This window comes from Nonomuraea sp. NPDC049309, from assembly GCF_043196965.1.
Lineage (GTDB): Bacteria > Actinomycetota > Actinomycetes > Streptosporangiales > Streptosporangiaceae > Nonomuraea > Nonomuraea fastidiosa.
In genome coordinates this window covers 456,429-474,934 of sequence record NZ_JBICSH010000001.1, presented here as the reverse complement: position 1 = coordinate 474,934, position 18,506 = coordinate 456,429, and the positions used below count along the sequence as shown (strand labels likewise).

The 18,506-nt window shown below is 72.2% G+C and carries 18 protein-coding genes; 14 read left to right on the top strand and 4 right to left on the bottom strand.

Annotated features, from left to right (window positions below):
- Window positions 1-4 precede the first annotated feature (4 nt).
- Window positions 5-901 (bottom strand): alpha/beta hydrolase, encoded by an 897-nt coding sequence (locus ACGFIM_RS02205; protein ID WP_393193206.1) that lies wholly within the window; start codon window positions 899-901, stop codon window positions 5-7.
- A 95-nt stretch (window positions 902-996) separates the two neighbouring features.
- Here ACGFIM_RS02205 and ACGFIM_RS02200 point away from each other — a divergent pair, with 95 nt between their 5' ends.
- Window positions 997-2,031: a PucR family transcriptional regulator gene (locus ACGFIM_RS02200; RefSeq protein ID WP_393193203.1), complete on the top strand. Its 1,035-nt coding sequence runs from the start codon at window positions 997-999 to the stop codon at window positions 2,029-2,031.
- 233 nt (window positions 2,032-2,264) lie between these two features.
- On the opposite strand, the gene ACGFIM_RS02195 is transcribed toward ACGFIM_RS02200, so the two are convergent.
- Window positions 2,265-2,714 (bottom strand): methyltransferase domain-containing protein, encoded by a 450-nt coding sequence (locus tag ACGFIM_RS02195; RefSeq protein WP_393193200.1) that lies wholly within the window; start codon window positions 2,712-2,714, stop codon window positions 2,265-2,267.
- A 235-nt stretch (window positions 2,715-2,949) separates the two neighbouring features.
- On the opposite strand from ACGFIM_RS02195, the gene ACGFIM_RS02190 reads away from it, so the two are divergent.
- The 4 genes from ACGFIM_RS02190 to ACGFIM_RS02175 all read left to right on the top strand — a co-directional run bounded on the left by ACGFIM_RS02190 (window position 2,950) and on the right by ACGFIM_RS02175 (window position 7,149).
- The gene (locus ACGFIM_RS02190) at window positions 2,950-4,233 is read left to right on the top strand and encodes an NAD(P)/FAD-dependent oxidoreductase (protein WP_393193197.1); all 1,284 of its coding nucleotides are present in this window, start codon (window positions 2,950-2,952) and stop codon (window positions 4,231-4,233) included.
- A 336-nt stretch (window positions 4,234-4,569) separates the two neighbouring features.
- Window positions 4,570-6,096 carry a PQQ-dependent sugar dehydrogenase gene (locus ACGFIM_RS02185; RefSeq protein ID WP_393193194.1) on the top strand — a complete coding sequence of 509 codons (1,527 nt, stop codon included), beginning with the start codon at window positions 4,570-4,572 and terminating at the stop codon, window positions 6,094-6,096.
- A gap of 274 nt (window positions 6,097-6,370) precedes the next feature.
- Window positions 6,371-6,838, top strand: coding sequence for a hypothetical protein (locus ACGFIM_RS02180; RefSeq protein ID WP_393193191.1), 468 nt, complete (start codon window positions 6,371-6,373; stop codon window positions 6,836-6,838).
- Window positions 6,839-6,933: 95 nt separating this feature from the next.
- The gene (locus tag ACGFIM_RS02175; protein ID WP_393193188.1) at window positions 6,934-7,149 is read left to right on the top strand and encodes a hypothetical protein; all 216 of its coding nucleotides are present in this window, start codon (window positions 6,934-6,936) and stop codon (window positions 7,147-7,149) included.
- A gap of 25 nt (window positions 7,150-7,174) precedes the next feature.
- On the opposite strand, the gene ACGFIM_RS02170 is transcribed toward ACGFIM_RS02175, so the two are convergent.
- Window positions 7,175-7,549, bottom strand: coding sequence for a hypothetical protein (locus ACGFIM_RS02170; protein WP_393193185.1), 375 nt, complete (start codon window positions 7,547-7,549; stop codon window positions 7,175-7,177).
- Between the two features lie 360 nt (window positions 7,550-7,909).
- On the opposite strand from ACGFIM_RS02170, the gene ACGFIM_RS02165 reads away from it, so the two are divergent.
- The 9 genes from ACGFIM_RS02165 (at window position 7,910) to ACGFIM_RS02125 (ending at window position 17,560) form a co-directional block, all read left to right on the top strand.
- The gene (locus tag ACGFIM_RS02165; protein ID WP_393193182.1) at window positions 7,910-8,803 is read left to right on the top strand and encodes a neutral zinc metallopeptidase; all 894 of its coding nucleotides are present in this window, start codon (window positions 7,910-7,912) and stop codon (window positions 8,801-8,803) included.
- Between the two features lie 214 nt (window positions 8,804-9,017).
- Entirely contained in the window at window positions 9,018-9,374 is a 357-nt protein-coding gene (locus ACGFIM_RS02160) for an STAS domain-containing protein (RefSeq protein WP_393193179.1), read from the top strand.
- Window positions 9,375-9,478: 104 nt separating this feature from the next.
- Complete coding sequence (locus ACGFIM_RS02155) at window positions 9,479-10,342, top strand: STAS domain-containing protein (protein WP_393193176.1); 864 nt, start codon at window positions 9,479-9,481, stop codon at window positions 10,340-10,342.
- Complete coding sequence (locus tag ACGFIM_RS02150; RefSeq protein ID WP_393193173.1) at window positions 10,342-10,734, top strand: STAS domain-containing protein; 393 nt, start codon at window positions 10,342-10,344, stop codon at window positions 10,732-10,734. Before ACGFIM_RS02155 ends, ACGFIM_RS02150 begins: the two co-directional genes overlap by 1 nt.
- Window positions 10,731-11,132 (top strand): anti-sigma regulatory factor, encoded by a 402-nt coding sequence (locus ACGFIM_RS02145; RefSeq protein ID WP_393193170.1) that lies wholly within the window; start codon window positions 10,731-10,733, stop codon window positions 11,130-11,132. The genes ACGFIM_RS02150 and ACGFIM_RS02145 overlap by 4 nt, the downstream gene beginning before the upstream one ends.
- Window positions 11,129-12,130: a SpoIIE family protein phosphatase gene (locus tag ACGFIM_RS02140; protein ID WP_393193167.1), complete on the top strand. Its 1,002-nt coding sequence runs from the start codon at window positions 11,129-11,131 to the stop codon at window positions 12,128-12,130. Before ACGFIM_RS02145 ends, ACGFIM_RS02140 begins: the two co-directional genes overlap by 4 nt.
- Window positions 12,127-13,806, top strand: a complete 1,680-nt coding sequence (locus tag ACGFIM_RS02135) for an ATP-binding protein (protein ID WP_393193164.1) — start codon at window positions 12,127-12,129, stop codon at window positions 13,804-13,806. Before ACGFIM_RS02140 ends, ACGFIM_RS02135 begins: the two co-directional genes overlap by 4 nt.
- Entirely contained in the window at window positions 13,799-15,454 is a 1,656-nt protein-coding gene (locus ACGFIM_RS02130) for a SpoIIE family protein phosphatase (RefSeq protein ID WP_393193161.1), read from the top strand. Before ACGFIM_RS02135 ends, ACGFIM_RS02130 begins: the two co-directional genes overlap by 8 nt.
- A gap of 672 nt (window positions 15,455-16,126) precedes the next feature.
- A complete protein-coding gene (locus ACGFIM_RS02125; protein WP_393193158.1) occupies window positions 16,127-17,560 on the top strand; it encodes an RICIN domain-containing protein in 1,434 nt (477 codons plus the stop codon).
- A gap of 7 nt (window positions 17,561-17,567) precedes the next feature.
- Here ACGFIM_RS02125 and ACGFIM_RS02120 read toward each other — a convergent pair whose 3' ends face one another.
- Window positions 17,568-18,494, bottom strand: coding sequence for an aminoglycoside phosphotransferase family protein (locus tag ACGFIM_RS02120; RefSeq protein WP_393193155.1), 927 nt, complete (start codon window positions 18,492-18,494; stop codon window positions 17,568-17,570).
- Between the last annotated feature and the right edge of the window lie 12 nt (window positions 18,495-18,506).

The window sequence follows — 18,506 nt, the reverse complement described above, 5'->3', positions numbered from 1 at the left end:
CCCGTCAGACGGCCAGCGCCCGCCGCAACACCGCGCCGATCTCAGCGATCTGCCGCTGCGACACCTCCGCCGACAACAGCGCCTGCGAACCGTGGAACGTCCCCGCCCACTGATGCAGCTCCACCGGCACCCCCGCCTGCAGCAACCGCAGACCGTACTCGATCGCCTCGTCCCTGTTCGGGTCGAACTCCGCCGTCGCGATGTACGCGGCAGGCAACCCCGACAGGTCATCGGCACGACTCGGCGCCGCGTACGGCGTCGCCGGCTTCCCACCCAGGTAGTGACCCCAGATCTGCGTCACCTTCTCCCGGGTCATCCACGGCGTATCGGTGAAGTTCACCGCCGACCACGTCTGCTGCCGATCATCCAGCCCCGGCTGGTTCAGCAGCTGGAACCGGATCGGCGGCCCCTGCTCGTCACGCGCCCGCAGCGACACCGCCGCCGCAAGCCCCGCACCCGCACTGTGACCGCCCACCGCCAGCCGCTCCGGATCGAAACCCAGCTCCGCCGCCTGCTCGTGAGCCCACCGCAGCACCGCCCACACATCCTCCAGCGCCGCCGGATACCGATGCTCCGGCGCCAGCCGGTACCCCACCGAGATCACCACCGCGCCGGACTCCTGCACCAGCCGCCCGGCCCACGGATGCTCCGTCTCCAGGTCGCCCATGACGAACCCGCCGCCGTGCAGCCACACGATCCCGCCCTGCGCATCACGCGGACGGTAAACGCGGACCGGCACGTCCGGATCCGCCGGCACCATACGATCTTCCACCTCCACCCCCGCCAGATCCGGCGCGGGCACCGAGGTCGCCAGCTTGGCGAAGTTCTCCCGCTGCGCGATCGGATCACTCAGATCCGCACGGGGGAACAACGCGAGAAATGGTTCGAGTTCGGGATCCATGCCCCCATCCTCACCACCCCGCCCCACCCGATCATCCGCCAACCGTCGCACATCCATCCCGCCACACGCACCGATCGGCGCATACGCTGTCAAGCGTGGAGGCACTCGCCGTACGACTGTCACAACTCGACTCCCAAGCAGGCGGCGCCATCCGCGTCGTCATGTTCTACGACACGCTGATGCGCCGCCGCGTCGACCTGCCCGCACTCGCCCGCGCCTCGGCCGGCCTCGCAGAATGCACCGCCGGCATCCGGCTCCACGGCACCGGCCAGGCCATCCGCTACACCACCGACGGCCGCCCCGCAGCCGGCACACCCCCCACGCCCTCCACCAGCGCCCCCATCCTCCTCGACGACGAAGAGATCGGCACCGTCTGGCTCGAACGCCCCGGCACCCCGCGCACCCTCGACGACCTCCTCCTCGACCGCCTCGCCATCGCCGCCGCGGCCACCGTCGAACGCTACGGCCCCGCGCGCACCACCATGGCCGACCCCGCCCTCGTCGAGCTCGCCATCAGCGCCGACGCCGACGACGCCGCCAGAGCCCGCGCGCTACGCCTCCTCGGCTTCCCACCCGACCTGCGCCTCCACGTCGCCGCCGTCCACTCACCCCTCCCCCTCGACCAGGTCGGCACCGCCATCTGCCCCGCACGCCCCGTCAAGGCCGCGCCCCTGGCCGGCGTCGGCGCCATCCTCGCCACCACCCTCGACCCCACCCGCTTCCCCCCAGGCGTACGCGCCGGACTCAGCACCACCCCCGACCCCGGCCGCGCCTGGCGCGAAGCCCGCACCGCACTCCGCTTCACCACCCCACGCCAGCCCATCGTCCGCTACGACGACCTCGGCGTCGTCGCGCTCCTCGCCGACGTCCCCCACGACGCCATCCGCGACAACGCCGACGTCACCGCCATCGCCGCACTCGCCGAAACCCCCGACGACCTCGAAACCCTCGACGCCTACTGCACCACCGGATCACTGCGCCGCGCCGCCGACCTCCTCCACCTCCACCACAGCAGCGTCGCCCGCCGCATCGACCAGCTCGGCAAGACCCTCGGCCTCGACCTCACCCAGCCCGCCGGACTCACCCGCGCCCGCCTCGCACTCAACGCCTGGCGCCTCCTCCACGCCTGACCGCACCCACGAGACCCGGCAGATTGCACGCGGGCGACCCCGGTGGCGCGAGCGCCCCGGGCCCGCCGGCGCGAGGGATCCGGGCCCGCCAGGCCGAGAAGGCCACGGGCCCCGCCAGGCCGAGAGGGCTGCGGCGAACCCGCCAGGCCGGGCACCGCACAGCGGCCTCGCCGGACCTGCGACCGGTGCGAAGGCCGGCTCGCGACGCACCCACCGGCACGGGCCGCGCGGCCTCACGACCCCGACGAGCCGGGATTGACCGCCGGCACGCACGCCACCGGCGGATCCAGCTCCAGCGTCTCCACCCGGAACCCCGCGAACCCCGCCCGCTCCAGCATCACCCGCAACTCCCGCGCCGCACGCACCGTCGTCTCCCGGCTCGCACCCGGACAGCGCGGCTGGCTCACCAGCGCGATCCGCCCACCAGGCCGCAACAACCCCCGCAGCTCACGCAACCGATCCACCGGTTCAGGCCGGAACCCCACGCTGTTCACCGCGGGGATCACATCCAGCGGACCCCCGAAATCCGGCAACCGCTCCACAGGCGCCGCCACCAGCCGGACCCGCCCCTCACGCACCGCCGCCGCGTTCCGCCGCGCCGCCATCCGCACCATCGTCGCCGAATGATCCACCCCGAACACCCGCCCCCGAATCGCACGCCGCGCCAACTCCGCGATCGCCACCGCACTGGTCCGCCCAGCGCCGCCCGGCCCAGCCTCCCGCCGTTCCACCGGTTCCGGGTGATCCGGCGCGTTCCCCGAGCCCCGCCTGCCTGCGGCGCGGAAGGATCGTGCAGGTCAGGAGCCCTTTGCTCTTCGGTGCTGTGTTTTTCTCGTGGTGTACGGGTGTGCCACCAGACCCGGCTCCTTTGCATTGTAGATTCGTTAGTGCGAGTCCTCCCCGGGCAGGTGCCTGCGCATGGACAGTGAACGGGAGACGGCCGAGCCCGTCATCATCGTCGGCGCCGGAATGGCCGGGCTCGCCTGCGCCGTGCACCTCCACGAGGCGGGCGTGCCGGTACGGGTGCTCGAGGCGTCCGACGGGGTCGGCGGCCGGGTGCGTACGGACGTCAAGGACGGCTTCCGCCTGGACCGCGGCTACCAGGTGTTCATCAGCTCCTACCCCGAGGCCCGCCGCATGCTCGACATCAAGGCGCTGGACCTGCGGCCGTTCTCCTCGGGGGTGATCGTGCGCGGCCGCACGGCGAGCGCCAGGGTGATGCTGCCGTGGCGGCACCCCATGCACGCCTTCAGCGCGCTCATGGCCGGGCTCGGCACGCTCAAGGACAAGGCGGTGCTCTCCGCCATGACGGCACGCGACCTGGCCATGCCCGGCAAGGTGCTGCGCGACGCCCGCGAGCGGCGTACCGACGAGGAGCTGCGCGCCTGGGGCATGTCGCCGAAGATGATCGACTGCCTGATGCGCCCCTTCCTGGCGGGCGTGCTGCTCGAACGCGAGCTCGAGACGTCCAGCCGGGTCTTCCACCTGCTGTGGCGGTCGTTCGCGCGCGGCACCATCGGCCTGCCCGCGTTCGGCATGGGCGAGATCCCGCGCCGGCTGGCCGACCGGCTGCCGCCCGGCACGATCACGCTGGGCGCACAGGTCGGCGAGGTGGCGGACGGCCGGGTACGGCTCGCGGACGGCACCGAGATCAACGGCTGCGCCGTGGTGGTGGCCGCGGACCCGCAGGCGGCAGGGCGGCTGCTCGACGAGATCGAGGTGCCGGCGATGCGGCCGGTGACGACGTTCTACCACGCCGCTCCCCGCTCCCCCATGGGCGAGCCGACCCAGATCGTGGACGCCACCGGCATCATCACCGACACCCTGGTGGTCACCGACGCGGCCCCGGAGTACTCGATGGACGGGCGCGCGCTCGTGTCCACCTCCGTGCTGGGCCTGGACGCCGAGGAGCCGGTCGTGCGGCGGCGGCTCGCCGAGATCTACGGCAGTACGGACGGCTGGGAACACGTGGCCACGTACCGGATCCCGGCGGCGCTGCCCGCGATGCCGCCGCCCTATCCGCTGCGCAAGCCGGTACGCCTGCGCACGGGCCTGTACGTGTGCGGCGACCACCGCGACACCGGCTCGCTCCAGGGGGCCCTGGTGTCCGGCCGCCGCGCCGCCGCCGCCGTCCTGGCCGACCTGCCGGCCGAAACGCGGTCTCGCCGTCCGGCCGGCCGCCACCCGGCCGCACGTCGCTGAAGGCAGGGCGGCGTCCCGGAAAGCCGCACGCCCCGGAGCGCCGCCACTTCGCCGGACCGCGCCAGGCCACGATGTAAGTTTCATCGGCCTGCGCCGAGCCGATCCGCATCGCGGCTGGTCAGCGGGCAGAGCCCGCGCGGGCCCGCTCCGCTCGATGGTGATCCTGGTAACGGCGCCCGATGACCTTGTACGGTCCGTCAGGGCACGTCGGAGCGCGCGACCCGCCAGGCAGCCCGCCACGATCGCGCGCCGATGCGGCGATGTCGCGGGCCCCGCACGCGCCCGGTCCCGGGGGAACCACCGGCTCCCCACGACAGCACCGCCTCAGGAGCCCGCATGCCAGGAAAACGCTGGGCGGCATCCGCTCTGCTCGCCCTGTCCCTCGCCGCCGCCGGCGCCCCGCCGGCGCAAGCCGCCCCGGCCCCGGAACACCCGGCCCCGGCCAAGGCCACGGTGCCGCTCGAGGAGATCAACACGGTCACCGAACAGGTCGCCTTCGGCTTACGCCGCCCCACCGCCCTGGCCGCGCCGGACGACGGAACCGGCCGGCTGTTCATCACCGAGAAGCCCGGCACCGTACGCGTCTACCACCCCGACACCGGCCTCGAGGCCACCCCGATCATCGACATCACCTCGTCGGTGGACGAGTCGGGAAACGAGCGCGGCCTGCTCGGCATCGCGCTCTCCCCCGGCTTCGCCGGCGACCACGAGCTGTACCTGACGTACACGGCGCTGCCGGACGGCGCGGTCACCCTCGCCAGGTACGACATGGACGATGCGAGCCTCGTCCCCCTGCTGTCCCAGGAGCACGCCGAGAACACCAACCACAACGGCGGCAACATCACGTTCGGCACCGACGGCATGCTCTACATGAGCATCGGCGACGGCGGCGGCTCGGGCGACCCGTTCGACAGCGGCCAGCGCCTGGACACGCTGCTCGGCAAGATCCTGCGCATCGACGTCAGCAGGACCTGCGGCGACCTGCCCTACTGCGTGCCGGATGACAACCCGTTCGTCGACGTGCCGGGGGCGCGCGGAGAGATCTGGATGTACGGCGGCCGCAACCCGTGGCGCTTCTCGGTGGACCGGGCGGACGGCTCGCTGTGGATCGCCGACGTCGGCCAGGGCCGCTGGGAGGAGATCGACCACATCAAGCCGGACGCGCAGGCCGGGGCGAACCTGGGCTGGTCCTGCTACGAGGGCCTGGAGGTGTTCGACGAGGCGCAGTGCCGCGACGACGTCACCTACACCATGCCGATCTTCACGTACTCGCCGTACACCGGCGGCTGCGCGGTCATCGGCGGCCAGGTGTACCGCGGCCGGCAGTACGCCGACCTGGTGGGCGGCACCTACATCGCCACCGACTACTGCTCGTCCACGGTGTGGGCGCTGCGCGAGAACGGCTCGGGCGGCTACGACCAGGCCGAGATCGGCCAGACGCCCACGCAGGTGACCGCGTTCGGCGCGACGCCCGAAGGCGAGCTGTACGTGGTCAACGACCTGCCCGGCGGCCTGCACCGCGTCTCGTTCGAGCGGGCCAAGCCGACCTGCCACATCACGTACACGAAGCAGGCGTGGGGCACCGGCATGTCCGTGGACCTCACGATCACCAACACCGGCGACACCCCGATCGACGGCTGGACGCTGCGCTTCCCGCTGCCGCAGGGCCAGACGGTCATCTCCGACTGGAACACCGACCTCACCCAGGGCGGCGACATGGTGACCGCGACGAACGCCGGCCACAACGCCCTCATCGAGCCGGGCAAGAGCGTCACCATGGGTTACCTCGTCAGCCACACCGGTGACACCTCGCTGCCCGCCCGGATCACGCTCAACCGCGACGCCTGCTCCGTCACCCGCTGAACGGCGCGGTTCCCCGGAGGCCGGAGATGCGGCGCGGGCCGCGTACGGATAAGGTTCTTGATCAAATGCCGGGTGTGCCGGCGGGGCGTTCCCCCGCCGGTCCGCCCTGCGCCGGTGCAAGAGCGATGACCAGGGAACGTGAGTGGCCAGCCAGAGCAGGGGACGGCCGGGTTGGCTCCATGTGGGCGCGCTCGAGGATCGCGTCCGCCGGGCCTGGGATCCCGGAGCGTTCCCGCCCGCCGAGACGCTTCTGGCGATCATGACGTTATCGGCCGTGCCGCGCGTCCTTGGGCACCGGCTGGCCGATCACCTGCACGGCGGCATCATCGTGGGCCCTGGGTCGGTGCCGGACTTACCGGGGTTCGAGCACTTACGCGGCACCTCGCTGCCGGTCCAGCAGGGCTGGTGGGACCGCAGCGCCGGCGTCTACGACCCGGCCAGGCGCGCCATCGGGGTCGGTAGCGTGCCGTCGCCGTCGGCGGGCGTGGCGGCGCACGAGCTGGGGCACGCCCTCGACGACATGGACGGCATGCCGTCGCAGAGCCCGTTCTGGATGGGGCTGCACGCCAGGAGCGCGCGGTGGCTGGCGCCGCCGTACCGCGAGACCGTGACCGAACTGTACGCCGAGGCGTTCGCGTGCGTGCTGGTACGGCGGGCGCGGCGGCTCATCCAGCTCTTCGACGACGAGCACACCGCCCGCCTCGCCTACACCTGGTTCGCCAGCCGGTACGGGATCGGCTGAGCGACGGCTCAAGGCGGCGAGGAGTCCGGCGGCTATGCTGGGGTACGAGACCGTGATGATCGACACGCGCGGCAGCGGACGGAGGGGATGACGCAATGACCGCGATCCTGCTGGCCGGCGGCGTCCTGCGCGTCCCCGCGGCCACCGTGCTGCCCGACGGCACCCACGTCGACGGCACCCGCGACATCACCCCCGAGGCGCCCGACTATCAGGAGTGGCTGCCGCACGCGATCGACGAGAAGGCCTCCTGGCACGGCGACCGCGACGACGAGGCCATCCTGCGCCGCTGGCGCGCCTCTTCCGGCTCCTGACCCTTGCGCCACCGAGTTCCCCGCGTCAGCTCGTCACCCGTACCCGCAGCGTCCGCGTGTCTCCCCCGCGCGGCGCGACGGTCATGCCCGCCCTGGTCAGCACCCGCGCGGCGACGCCGATCCTGCCCACCGCCACCGGGTACGGGTCCACGCACCTCACCAGGAACACGCCCGCCTCGTCCGACGAGACGATGAAGCCGCCGCAGCCCGCCCTGCGCAGCAGCGCGCGGATGCGCTCGGCGTCGCGGTCGCGCTCGCTCCACAGCGGACGCCCGCCGGCGCCCAGCCCGTACGCCGGCCCGTCGTCCTGCATGGGCGTCCCGGGGTGCCCGCCGCCGACCAGGTGCGCAGCGCCTCCGGGCACGCGGCCGTCATCGCCCGTGTCGCCGTATCTCCGCATGGCGGTCACCTCCCGCCGCCGACTGCCCGGTGACGAGGCGGTGAAACGGCGGGCACGGCAAAGGGGCGGCACCGCGGCGTGACAGGTTCACCCGGAACGGGCCCCACGTGATCGACTCGCGGTGGCTCCAGCCCACATCGCTTTCCTCCGTGAGCTCGCGAGAAAGCCCGCCCCCACGGGGAGCGCGATCTCTCGCCTTGGGTAAAGATCACGCCCGTCGAGCCCGCCAGGGGCCGTGCCAGCGGGAACTCCAGGTCAAGATCAAAACCCGGCTTTCACACCCGTTTCGGGAGTCCGTTTGTGGCAATTTTGTCAATCCCACCCCAACCTGCCCAAGCTTGACCTAGTCTTTAGGCACATATGAACAAGCTTCCTCATTCCAAACGCGCGGCCATCGCGGCCGCAGGCATGGCCTTCACCGTGGCCATGGCTTCGCAAGTGTTCGTCACGGCCGGCTCCGCCTCGGCCTCCGCCGCCCCTCAGGCGCCGGCGCCCGCGCAGGCCGTCCCCGCCCCGGCAGGCGGCCAGAGCAGCACCGCCCAGAGCAGCGCGCTCGCCAACAAGTCGCTGGCGACCGCCAACCGGATCTACCGCTCCGGGCGCTTCGTCAACGTGAACTGCCGCCCCGGCGCCCTGCCCCGCGGCAGCACCGCCGCCTACAAGCGGTTCCTCACGCGCGTGACCAACTGCCTGAACAAGGCGTGGGCCGCCCAGTTCCGCAAGGTGCGCATGCCCTTCTCCAAGCCACGGCTGCGCATCGTCACCAAGAAGGTGAACACGCCTTGCGGCCGCTGGACCACCGGCGCCGAGGCCGTGTACTGCTCCACTGACCGCACCATGTACATGTGGATCAGCAAGCAGCAGCTCCGCCAGCCGTTCCCGCTGGGCATCACCCGGCTGATCGCCCACGAGTACGGGCACCACGTGCAGCAGATCTCCAAGATCTGGAGCTACTACTGGCCGGCCCGCGCCCGTGCGAGCAAGTCCCAGCAGCTCGCGCTGTCCCGCCGCACCGAGCTGCAGGCCGAGTGCTTCTCCGCGGTCTTCATGTCCACGCTGCGCAACGTGCCGAACTTCGGCGCGCGCGAGTGGAACTACACCGTGGACTGGTTCAGGAAGAACGGCGCCAAGGGCTGGCCGCAGAACGACCACGGCCGCGGCCCCACCCAGGCGGCCTGGATGACCCGCGGCTACAACAGCGGCTCCCCCGCCGCCTGCAACACCTGGAAGGCCTCCGCCAAGTCCACCCTCTGAGCAGCTCTCCAGAACGCCGCGGCTCGTAAGAGCCGGAAAGGGCCGGATCCCTCGGGTCCGGCCCTTCTGCGTGCGCACCGCGTGAACCGTCCCTGAACGGTTCGTGAACGGTCACAGCATGTATGGGCCTGCGTAGAATGGGCAGATCGCTCCAGGCCGGGTCGCACGACTCGGGTCCGGATCATCCGTCCCCCGCCGCCCTCCAGGAGCATTGGTGCAGCACGAACCCGGTCTCACCGTCACCCATCAGCCGCGTTCGGCTCACCTCCACGTCCTCGCCGTCTCCGGCGACCTCGACCACCACACCTCACCCCGCCTGCAGGCGGCCGTCGACGACCTCGCGCTCGCACCCGGAGACGCGCTGGTGGTCGATCTGTCGGCGCTGGCGTTCTGCGACTCCACCGGCGTCTCGATCCTCGTCGCCGCCCACCAGCGGGCCAGGGAGGCGGGCGCACAGGCCGCGCTCGCCGGGCTGGCGCCCGACATCGCGCACGCCTTCAAGATCATGAGCCTGGACCGGCTGCTCTCCGTCCACGACACCGTCGAGGACGCCGTCACCGCCCTGCGGTAAGTCCTCCACGTGACGCACCCGCGTGCGCCACGGACCCGTCCCTCATCTGCCCGCTCTCACCGCCCGCCGCCGACATTCATCCGCCCACCTTGGGGAGTACCACCTTGACCGCTTCCACCGACGCCGGCCGGCTCCGCATGGCCGAACTCCTGCGCGAGCAGGAGCAGACGATTCTCAAACGCTGGACCGACCTCGCGGCGACCACCGTCGGCGGACGGGCCGACCGCGGCGTGCTCGCCGGCCGCCTGCGCGACATCTACCAGTCGCTGCTCGTCTCGCTCGCCGGGGACGGCGACACCACCGACCTGCGCGGCCTGCTCGCCGACCTGTCCAGGGCGCAGGCCAGGGAGGGCTTCACGCCGTCCGAGACCGCCTCCGTCGTCTTCGGGCTCAAGGAGGCCGCGTACGAGCCGCTGGAGAGCGAGGAGGACTTCACCGCGCTGCGCGGCTACATCTGGTTGTCGCGGCTCATCGACGACCTCGGGCTGTTCACGTTCGAGACGTTCGTCAACGCCCGCGAGAAGATCATTTCCGACCAGGCCGAACAGCTGCTGGAGCTGTCCACCCCGGTGGTCAAGCTGTGGGACGGCATCCTCGCGGTGCCGCTGGTCGGCACCCTCGACTCCGCCCGTACCCAGGTCGTCATGGAGAAGCTGCTGCAGGGGCTGGTCGACACCGGCTCCGAGCACGCGGTCATCGACATCACCGGCGTGCCCGCCGTCGACACACAGGTCGCCCAGCACCTGCTCAAGGCGGTCGTGGCCGCCCGGCTGATGGGCGCCGAGTGCGTCATCTCCGGCATCCGGCCACAGATCGCCCACACCATCGTCACGCTCGGGATCGAGTTCGGCGACATCGTCACCAAGGCGACGCTGGCCGACGCGCTCGCCTACACGCTGCGGCGCAGCGGCGTGCAGCTCGAGCAGGGCGCCGACAAGCAGGTCGTCGTGGGGCTGGAGCGCGCCTGATGGACCGTGTCCCCGTGCTCAAGCTCGGCGACCTGCTGATCGTCTCCATCCAGATCGACCTGCAGGACCAGAGCGTCCTGATGCTGCAGGAGGACCTGGCGGACGCGATCGTGGAGAACCGGGCCCACGGCGTGATCATCGACATCACCGCCGTGGAGATCGTCGACTCCTTCATCGGACGCATGCTCGCGACCATCGCCTCCATCTCCCGCATGCTGGACGCCGAGACCGTCGTCGTGGGCATGCGCCCCGCGGTCGCCATCACGCTCGTCGAGCTGGGGCTCTCGCTCGGCGGCGTACGCACCGCGCTCAACCTGGAGAAGGGCGTCGCGATGCTCAAGGACGCCGGCCTCACCGACCCGGCGGCCGGCGCCGCAGCGGTGCCCGAGTGACGACCGCCGTCGAGCTCGCCATCGCGGGCAACAGCGACGTGGTCATCGTGCGCCAGCAGGTCCGCACCAGCGCCCAGCAGGTGGGGCTGTCGCTGGTGGACCAGACCAAGCTGGTGACCGCGGCCAGCGAGCTCGCCCGCAACGCGCTCACGTACGCGGGCGGCGGGCACGTGCGCATCGAGGTGGTCAGCAACGGCCTGCGCGACGGCCTGCGCCTGTCGTTCACCGACGAGGGCCCCGGCATCCCCGACCTGGACCAGGCGCTCACCGACGGCTGGAGCACCGGCGGCGGGCTCGGGCTCGGGCTCAGCGGCTCGCGGCGGCTGGTCGACGAGTTCGACCTGCGGTCGAAGCCGGGCGAGGGCACACAGGTGACGGTGGTGAAGTGGGCCAGATGATCCGCTCGCGGGACGAGACCTGGGTGCGCGTGGAGGACGCCAGCGCCGTCGGCGCGGTCCGCAGGACCGCGATCATGCTGGCCGAGTCGTGCGGCCTCGACGAGCACGAGCGCGGCAAGGTGGCCGTCGCCGTCAGCGAGGCGGCGTCCAACCTGGTCAAGCACGCCGCCGAGGGCATGATGCTGATCAGGTCGCACCCGGAGGCGGACGCCGCCGTCGAGGTGATCGCCATGGACAAGGGTCCCGGCATCCGCGACCTGACCCGCGCCGTGCGCGACGGCTACTCCACCACCGGAACGCTCGGCCTCGGCCTGGGCGGCATCGCCAGAATGGCGTCCGCGCACGAGGTCTACTCGCTGCCGGGCCGCGGCACCGTGATCAGCATGTGCTTCACCGCCGCCGGCGCCGAGCCCCCCGAGCCGCTGGCCGCAGGCCTGGCCCGCCCCATCGGCGAGGAGGCCGTCTGCGGCGACGCCTTCGCCTACGTCGAGTCCGGTACGACCGTGACCGCGATGCTCTGCGACGGCCTCGGCCACGGCGAACCCGCGGCGGCCGCCTCCCGCGCGGCGGTGCGGGTCTTCCAGCAGCACCACGACCTGCCCGCGGTGGCCGTCCTGGAGCGCATCCACCGCGCGCTGCGCGGCACCAGGGGCGGCGCGGTGGCCGTCGCCCGCCTCGACCGCGCCGGCGGCGTGATCCGCTACGCCGGGCTCGGCAACGTGTCGGGCTGGATCGTGCACCCCGACGGCAGGCAGGGCATGATCTCCCTCCCCGGCATCGCCGGGCACCAGCGCGACAGGCTGCGCGAGTACGACTACGCCGTCCCCGCGCACAGCCTGCTCGTCCTGCACTCCGACGGGCTCACCGACCGCTGGGACGTCGCCGCGTTCCCCGGCCTGTCGGCGCGCTCCCCCGCCGTCGTGGCCGCCGCCCTGCTCCGGGACGCGGGCACGCGCAGGGACGACGCGACCGTCCTGGCCGTACGGACCACGCCGTGAACACCTCCCGGCTGACCACCATCAGGGTGGACGACGACCAGGACGTCTTCGCCATGCGCCGCCTGGGCCGCGAGGTCGCGGCCGCGCTGGAGATGTCCGAGCAGGACCAGATCCGGGTGGCGACCGCGCTCAGCGAGCTGGGCAGGGAGATCGCCATGGAGCGGGGCGCCGGCATGGTCGTCACCTTCTCCCTCGACCCCGGCGAGCTGGTGGTCGAGGTCGGCTTCGCCGAGGAGGCGGACGGCCACGACATCGAAGGCGTCACGCTGGCCGGCCGGCTCATGGACGTCGTCGACCGCGTACGCCCCGGCAGGCTCGTGCTGCGCAAGCGGCTGCCGCGCGGCGCTCACCCTCTGTCGATCGCCCGGCTGCGCGCCCAGGTCGACGCCCTCGCCCCGGCCAGCGCCATGGACGAGCTGCGCCAGCAGAACCACGAGCTCGCCTCCACCCTGGAGGAGGTCCGCCAGCTCAACGCCGAGCTGGCGGAGACCAACCAGGGCGTGATGGCGCTGTACAACCAGCTCTCGGCCGAGCAGGAGGAGACCAACCGCGGCGTCGTCGCGCTCTACGCCGAGCTGGACGAGAAGTCGATGCAGCTCCGGCAGGCCAGCGACGCCAAGAACCGGTTCTGGGCCACGGTCAGCCACGAGCTGCGCACCCCGCTCAACTCCATCATCGGCCTCGTACGGCTGCTCACCGGGCCCGGCGGCGACCCGCTCGCCCCCGAGCAGGCCCGCCAGGTCGAGCTGATCGGCTCCTCGGCGGAGACGCTGCTCGCGCTGGTCAGCGAGCTGCTCGACATCGGCAAGGCCGAGTCGGGCCGCCTCGACCCGCAGGCCGCCATGGTCGATCTCGTCGCCCTCGCCGAGGGGCTGCGCATGACCATATGGCCGGCCAAGGGCAGCGAGCGGGTCACGCTGGCCGTCCGCGTGCCGCCACCGCCGTTCGCCATCATCGCCGACGAGGCGATGCTCACCAGAATCCTGCGCAACCTGCTGGCCAACAGCCTGAAATTCACCCAGGAGGGCGAGGTGCTGCTCGAGGTCGCCCACGACGCGGCGGCCAGCGAGGCGGTCTTCACCGTGGCCGACACCGGCATCGGCATCCCCGCCGAGCATCTGGAGCGGGTCTTCGAGGAGTTCTACCAGGTGCCGGGGCCCGAGCAGACCCGCGTCAAGGGCACCGGGCTCGGCCTGCCGTACGCGCGGCGGCTGGCCGAGGCGATGGGCGGCACCCTCACCCTCACCAGCGAGGAGGGCACGGGCACCACAGCGGTGCTGCGGCTGCCGTACGAGCCGGACGACGTGCCCGTGGTGGGACGCGTGCTGATCGCCGACGACGACGAGAACTTCCGCGCCGGGCTGCGGCGCATGCTGACCGGGTTCGCCGCGCGCATCGACGAGGCGCCCGACGGGGGCGCGGCGCTGGCCGCGATGGCCGCAGAGCCGCCCGACCTCGCCCTGCTCGACCTGCTGATGCCGGGCCTCGACGGCGCCGCCGTGCTGCAGCGCATGGCCGGCGACGAGCGGCTGCGCGACGTCCCGGTGATCGTGATCACGATGGCGCTGGCCGATCGCCACCCCTCCGGCGCCGACGCGGTGCTCGCCAAGCAGGGGCTGCGCCGCGACATGCTGCTGGGCGCGATCCGGCAGGTGCTGGGAGGCGACGATGCCTGACATGCCGCCGTGGGAGGCGACGATCCTCGTCGTCGACGACACCCCCGCCAAGCTGTACATCCTGTCGAGCTGGCTGCGCCGGGCCGGATACGCCGTCGTGGAGGCGTCCGGCGGTCTCGAGGCGCTGCGGCGCATCAGCGAGCTGCGCCCCGACCTCGTCGTGCTCGACGTGCGCCTGCCCGACCTCTCCGGGTACGAGGTGTGCGAACGCATCAAGAGCGACCCCGCGACCGCGTCCATCCCCGTCATCCAGATCTCCGGCGCCGCCATCACCGCCGCCGACCGCGCGCTCGGCCTGCACCGGGGCGCCGACGGCTACCTCGCCGAACCCATCGAGCCCGACGAGTTCGTGGCCACCGTCAAGGCGGCCCTGCGCTACCACCGGGCGCGGCAGCGGGCCGAGCGGCTGGCCGGGCGGCTGCGCGCGCTCACCGACCTCACGCTCGCCATGAACGCCGCCCAGACCTTCGACGAGCTGCTGTCCACCGCCGTCTCCGGCACCAGCCGGATCCTCAACCGGCAGGCCGGAGTGGTGGCGCTCGCACCGGACGGGCGTACCCGCAGGTTCACCGCCGGGCCGCCGGACGGCGAAGCCACGCTCAGGACCGCGCCGCCGTCCGCCCTGGAGACCCTCGGCCGGCGGGCGCTCGGCCCGCAGCCCGGCACCGAGCCGCTGACCATCCCGCACGCCTACTGGTCGGAGGTCGCGCCCGACACCCCCGCGCGGCGCGACATCACGGCCGTCATGTCCCGCACCAAGCCCAACCGGCCGCCCATCCTGCTCGGCGTCGAGCCCGACCCGCCGCTCGACGAGGACGAGGAGAGCATGCTGCGCCAGCTCGGCCAGGCCGTCGCGCTGGCCGTGGAGGCGCTGCGCGCGTACGCCGAGGAGCACGCCATCGCGCTGACCCTGCAGCGCAGCCTGCTGCCCTCCCGCGTCCCGCAGGTGCCCGGACTCGACATCGCCTGGCGCTACCAGCCCGCCGTCGACAACGTGGAGGTGGGCGGCGACTTCTACGAAGTGCTGGAGCTGGACGGCAAGGTGCTGTTCGCGGTCGGCGACGTCCAGGGGCACTCGCTGCTGGCCGCCACCGTGATGGCGGAGCTGCGGCACGCGCTGCGGGCCTCGCTCATCGGCAAGATCGAGTTGGATCAGTCGCTGGCGCTGCTCAACGACGTGCTGCGCCGCTACCACCGGCGGATGACCGCGACCGTCTGCCTCATGCTCCTCGACCCCGCCACCGGCGAAGCCCAGATCGCCAACGCCGGCCACATCCCGCCTCTCCTGCTGGACGACGACGGCCGGCCGGCCGGCGCCGGGGGCTCGGACGGCGCGGGTTCGGACATCGGCGGCGGGGGCGTGCGCACGGCCCGCTACCACGACCGCTTCGGCAACCTCCTGCTGGGCGTGGCCGACGAGATCTACCGCATCGACCACGTCACCGTGCCGCCGGGGGGCGCGGTCCTGATGTTCACCGACGGCCTGGTGGAGGACCGCGACAAGTACCTCGACGACAGCCTCGAGATCGCCCGCCAGGCCGCCTCCCGTATCGGCGACGACGTGAACGACGCCGCCGATCACCTCATCGCCGCCTTCGGCGCCCGTGAGGACGACGTGGCCCTGGTCATCGTCCGCCGCCACCGCTGACCCCGCGAGGCCGGACGGCGACCCGCCACGCCTCGCGGGCGGCCCGCTCCTCCAGCCGCGTCCGCCGAAGAGGGCGCTCGACGCATACCCCTCGTACAGGTGGTCGAAGATTCCGCGCGGCGTGAATTCGAGACCCTTTCTCCTCCGATTCCGCAAGACGGTTCCCTTTCGAGCTGCGGCGGAATCAGTCGTACACGAAGAGCCTCCTGCCGCCTTACCCCGTCCGTATTCGGGCACGCGCAGGCAGACCTCATCCCCAGCGCCATGGCCGGCTTTCCCGCCCTGCGTCACCGGTTGCTGAAAAGTTGCACTGGGTGGTTGACAGGGGTGATGCTCACGTAAACACTCGGCGGGAACGTCAGCCCATGCCCCATGCGGCCTCGGCTCGCGGGCCGCGCCCAATCCGGATGTTAGCGCTAACACGCGAAGGCCCCACCAGCGAAGGACGTCTGATGGTCACTGCGCCGCGTGATCAGCGCCTCGTGCGCCCTGCTCCTCGGTCTCGCGCTCGCCCCGCCGTCGGCCGCCCAAGCCGCCGCCCGCAGCGCCTGCGTGATGGGGTCCCCTTGTTCGCCCAGCACCACCGAAGCGCATCGACACGCTCGGCTCCGGCTCGGCCCTGGCCGGCCGGGAGGACGCCACTTTCCCGCTCACGTACGAGGAGGATGCCGCATGCTCCGATCCCTGCGGCGGGCGCTGGCCGCCGCCCTGCTGATCGCCGCCGCCCTGGTGGCCCCGGCGGCGCCGGCCCAGGCCGCGCCGCTGACCATCACCAACGGCACCCAGTTCCGCGACACCGCCGGGAACGTGCTGCACGCCCACGGCGGCGGCGTGGTCAAGGCGGGCGGCTACTACTACTGGTTCGGCGAGAACCGCAACCCGGACAACACGTTCCGCGCCGTATCCGTCTACCGCTCGGCGGACCTGGTGAACTGGGAGTTCCGGCGCGACGTGCTCACCAGCTCGTCGCATCCCGAGCTGAACGTCGCCAACATCGAGCGGCCCAAGGTCATCTACAACGCCGCCACCGGCCGGTACGTGATGTGGATGCACAAGGAGAACGGCCGGGACTACAGCGAGGCCCGGGCCGCCGTCGCCTCGTCGGCCACGGTGGACGGCGACTACACCTACCACGGCAGCTTCCGGCCGCTCGGACAGCACATGTCGCGCGACATCACGCTGTACGACGACGGCGGCACCGCGTACATGATCTCGGCCGCGGACGACAACTACGACCTGCACATCTACCGGCTGACCCCCGACTACCTGAACGTCGCAACGCTGGTGGGCAACTTCTGGAACGACGCGCACCGGGAGGCTCCGGCGATGTTCAAGCGCGGCTCGACGTACTTCCTGCTGACCTCCGGCGCCACCGGGTGGAGCCCCAACCAGGCCAAGTACGCCACCGCGTCCAGCATCTCGGGCCCGTGGACGGGCTGGACGAACGTGGGCGACGGCACGACGTTCGGCTCGCAGCCGGCGTTCGTGCTGCCGGTGCAGGGCAGCAGGACGACGAGTTACCTCTATATGGGCGACCGGTGGGCGGGCGCGTGGGGCGGGCCGGTGAACGACTCGCAGTACGTGTGGCTGCCGATCACGTTCCCGTCGGCGACGAGCATGAGCCTGAGCTGGCACGCGCAGGTGACGATCGACGCCGAGACGGGTGAGATCACCGGTTCGGGTCCGGGGCCGGCGTACCGGATCACCGCCCGGCACAGCGGCAAGGTGATGGACGTGGTGGGCGCGTCCACGGCGGACAACGCCGAGATCAAGCAGTATGCGTGGAACGGCGGCGGCAACCAGAAGTGGTACGTCGAGGACGCCGGCGACGGCTACCACCGGATCGTCAGCGTCGGCAGCGGCAAGTGCCTGGACGTGGCGAGCGCCTCGACGGCGGACGGCGCGAACATCATCCAGTACACCTGCACGGGCGGGGCCAACCAGCAGTGGCAGTGGGTCCAGGCCGGCGCCTACTACCAGCTGAGAGCCCGGCACAGCGGCAAGTGCCTGGACGTCGTGGGCGCATCGACGGCCGACGGGGCCGACATCCAGCAGTACACCTGCGGCAGCGGCGCCAACCAGCAGTGGACCCGCACGCAGTCGTGACGGCCGGTCAGCCGGCCCGCCACCGCTCCAGGGCCGGCTTCAGGTGGTCGTGCAGCACGGGTAGCTGCGGCACCAGGTCGAGGCAGGCGATGACGCGCAGGATGCCGATGGCGTCGGTGAAGCGCAGCACATCGGCGTCGAGCGGGCGCAGGCCCTGGCGCTCGGCCCCGCGGTCGTAGGCGGCGGCGAGCTCGGGGCCGTGCCCGGCCAGGTCCCATTCGACGGGGCCGAGCGTGACCAGCTCGAAGTCGGAGTAGAGGTCGCCGGCGACGCCGTGGAAGATGTTGGCCGCCGGTGCGTCGCCGTGCACCGGCTGCACCTCGATGCCGGGGAAGCGCTGCTCGAAGGCGGCGCGGGAGCGTACGAGGGGTGCGAGCTCGCGCCATTCGCGGCGGGCCCGGTCGAGGTCGGCGGGGGCGATGAGATCGGGGCGGTCGCCGAGCCGGTGGAGGCTGTCGTCGATGAACGCGGGCTCGGCCGCCGACAGGAACGGCAGCGGCACGGGGCAGTCGCGCATGGCGGCGTGAAGCGCGGCGACGCTCTCGGCATTGGCGGCGTAGTCGGGCTCCCTGCCGCGGTCCTCCTCGGCGTACTGCCAGAACGTCAGCGAGAACCCGTCGCGCCGCACGGGCGCGGCGGGCACGAGCGGGCTCGGCGCGATCACCGGGACGCCCCGGTCGGCGAGCCAGCGGGTCACGTCGAGCTCCGCCTGCTGGCGGCGGGCCAGCACGTCGGGGGTCACGTACGCGGGCAACACCACCGGAACCCTCGCCACCACCGGTGCGGGCGCGAGGTGCACGACCACGGAGAACAGGTCGTGCAGCACCTCGGCGCCGGTCACGGTGAGCCCCAGCTCGCGCCCGGCCGCGACGGCGGCGTCGAGCGCGGCGGCGGAGCGGCGGGCGAGCGCCCGCGGCTGCGCGAAATCGGTCACCTGCCGATCATT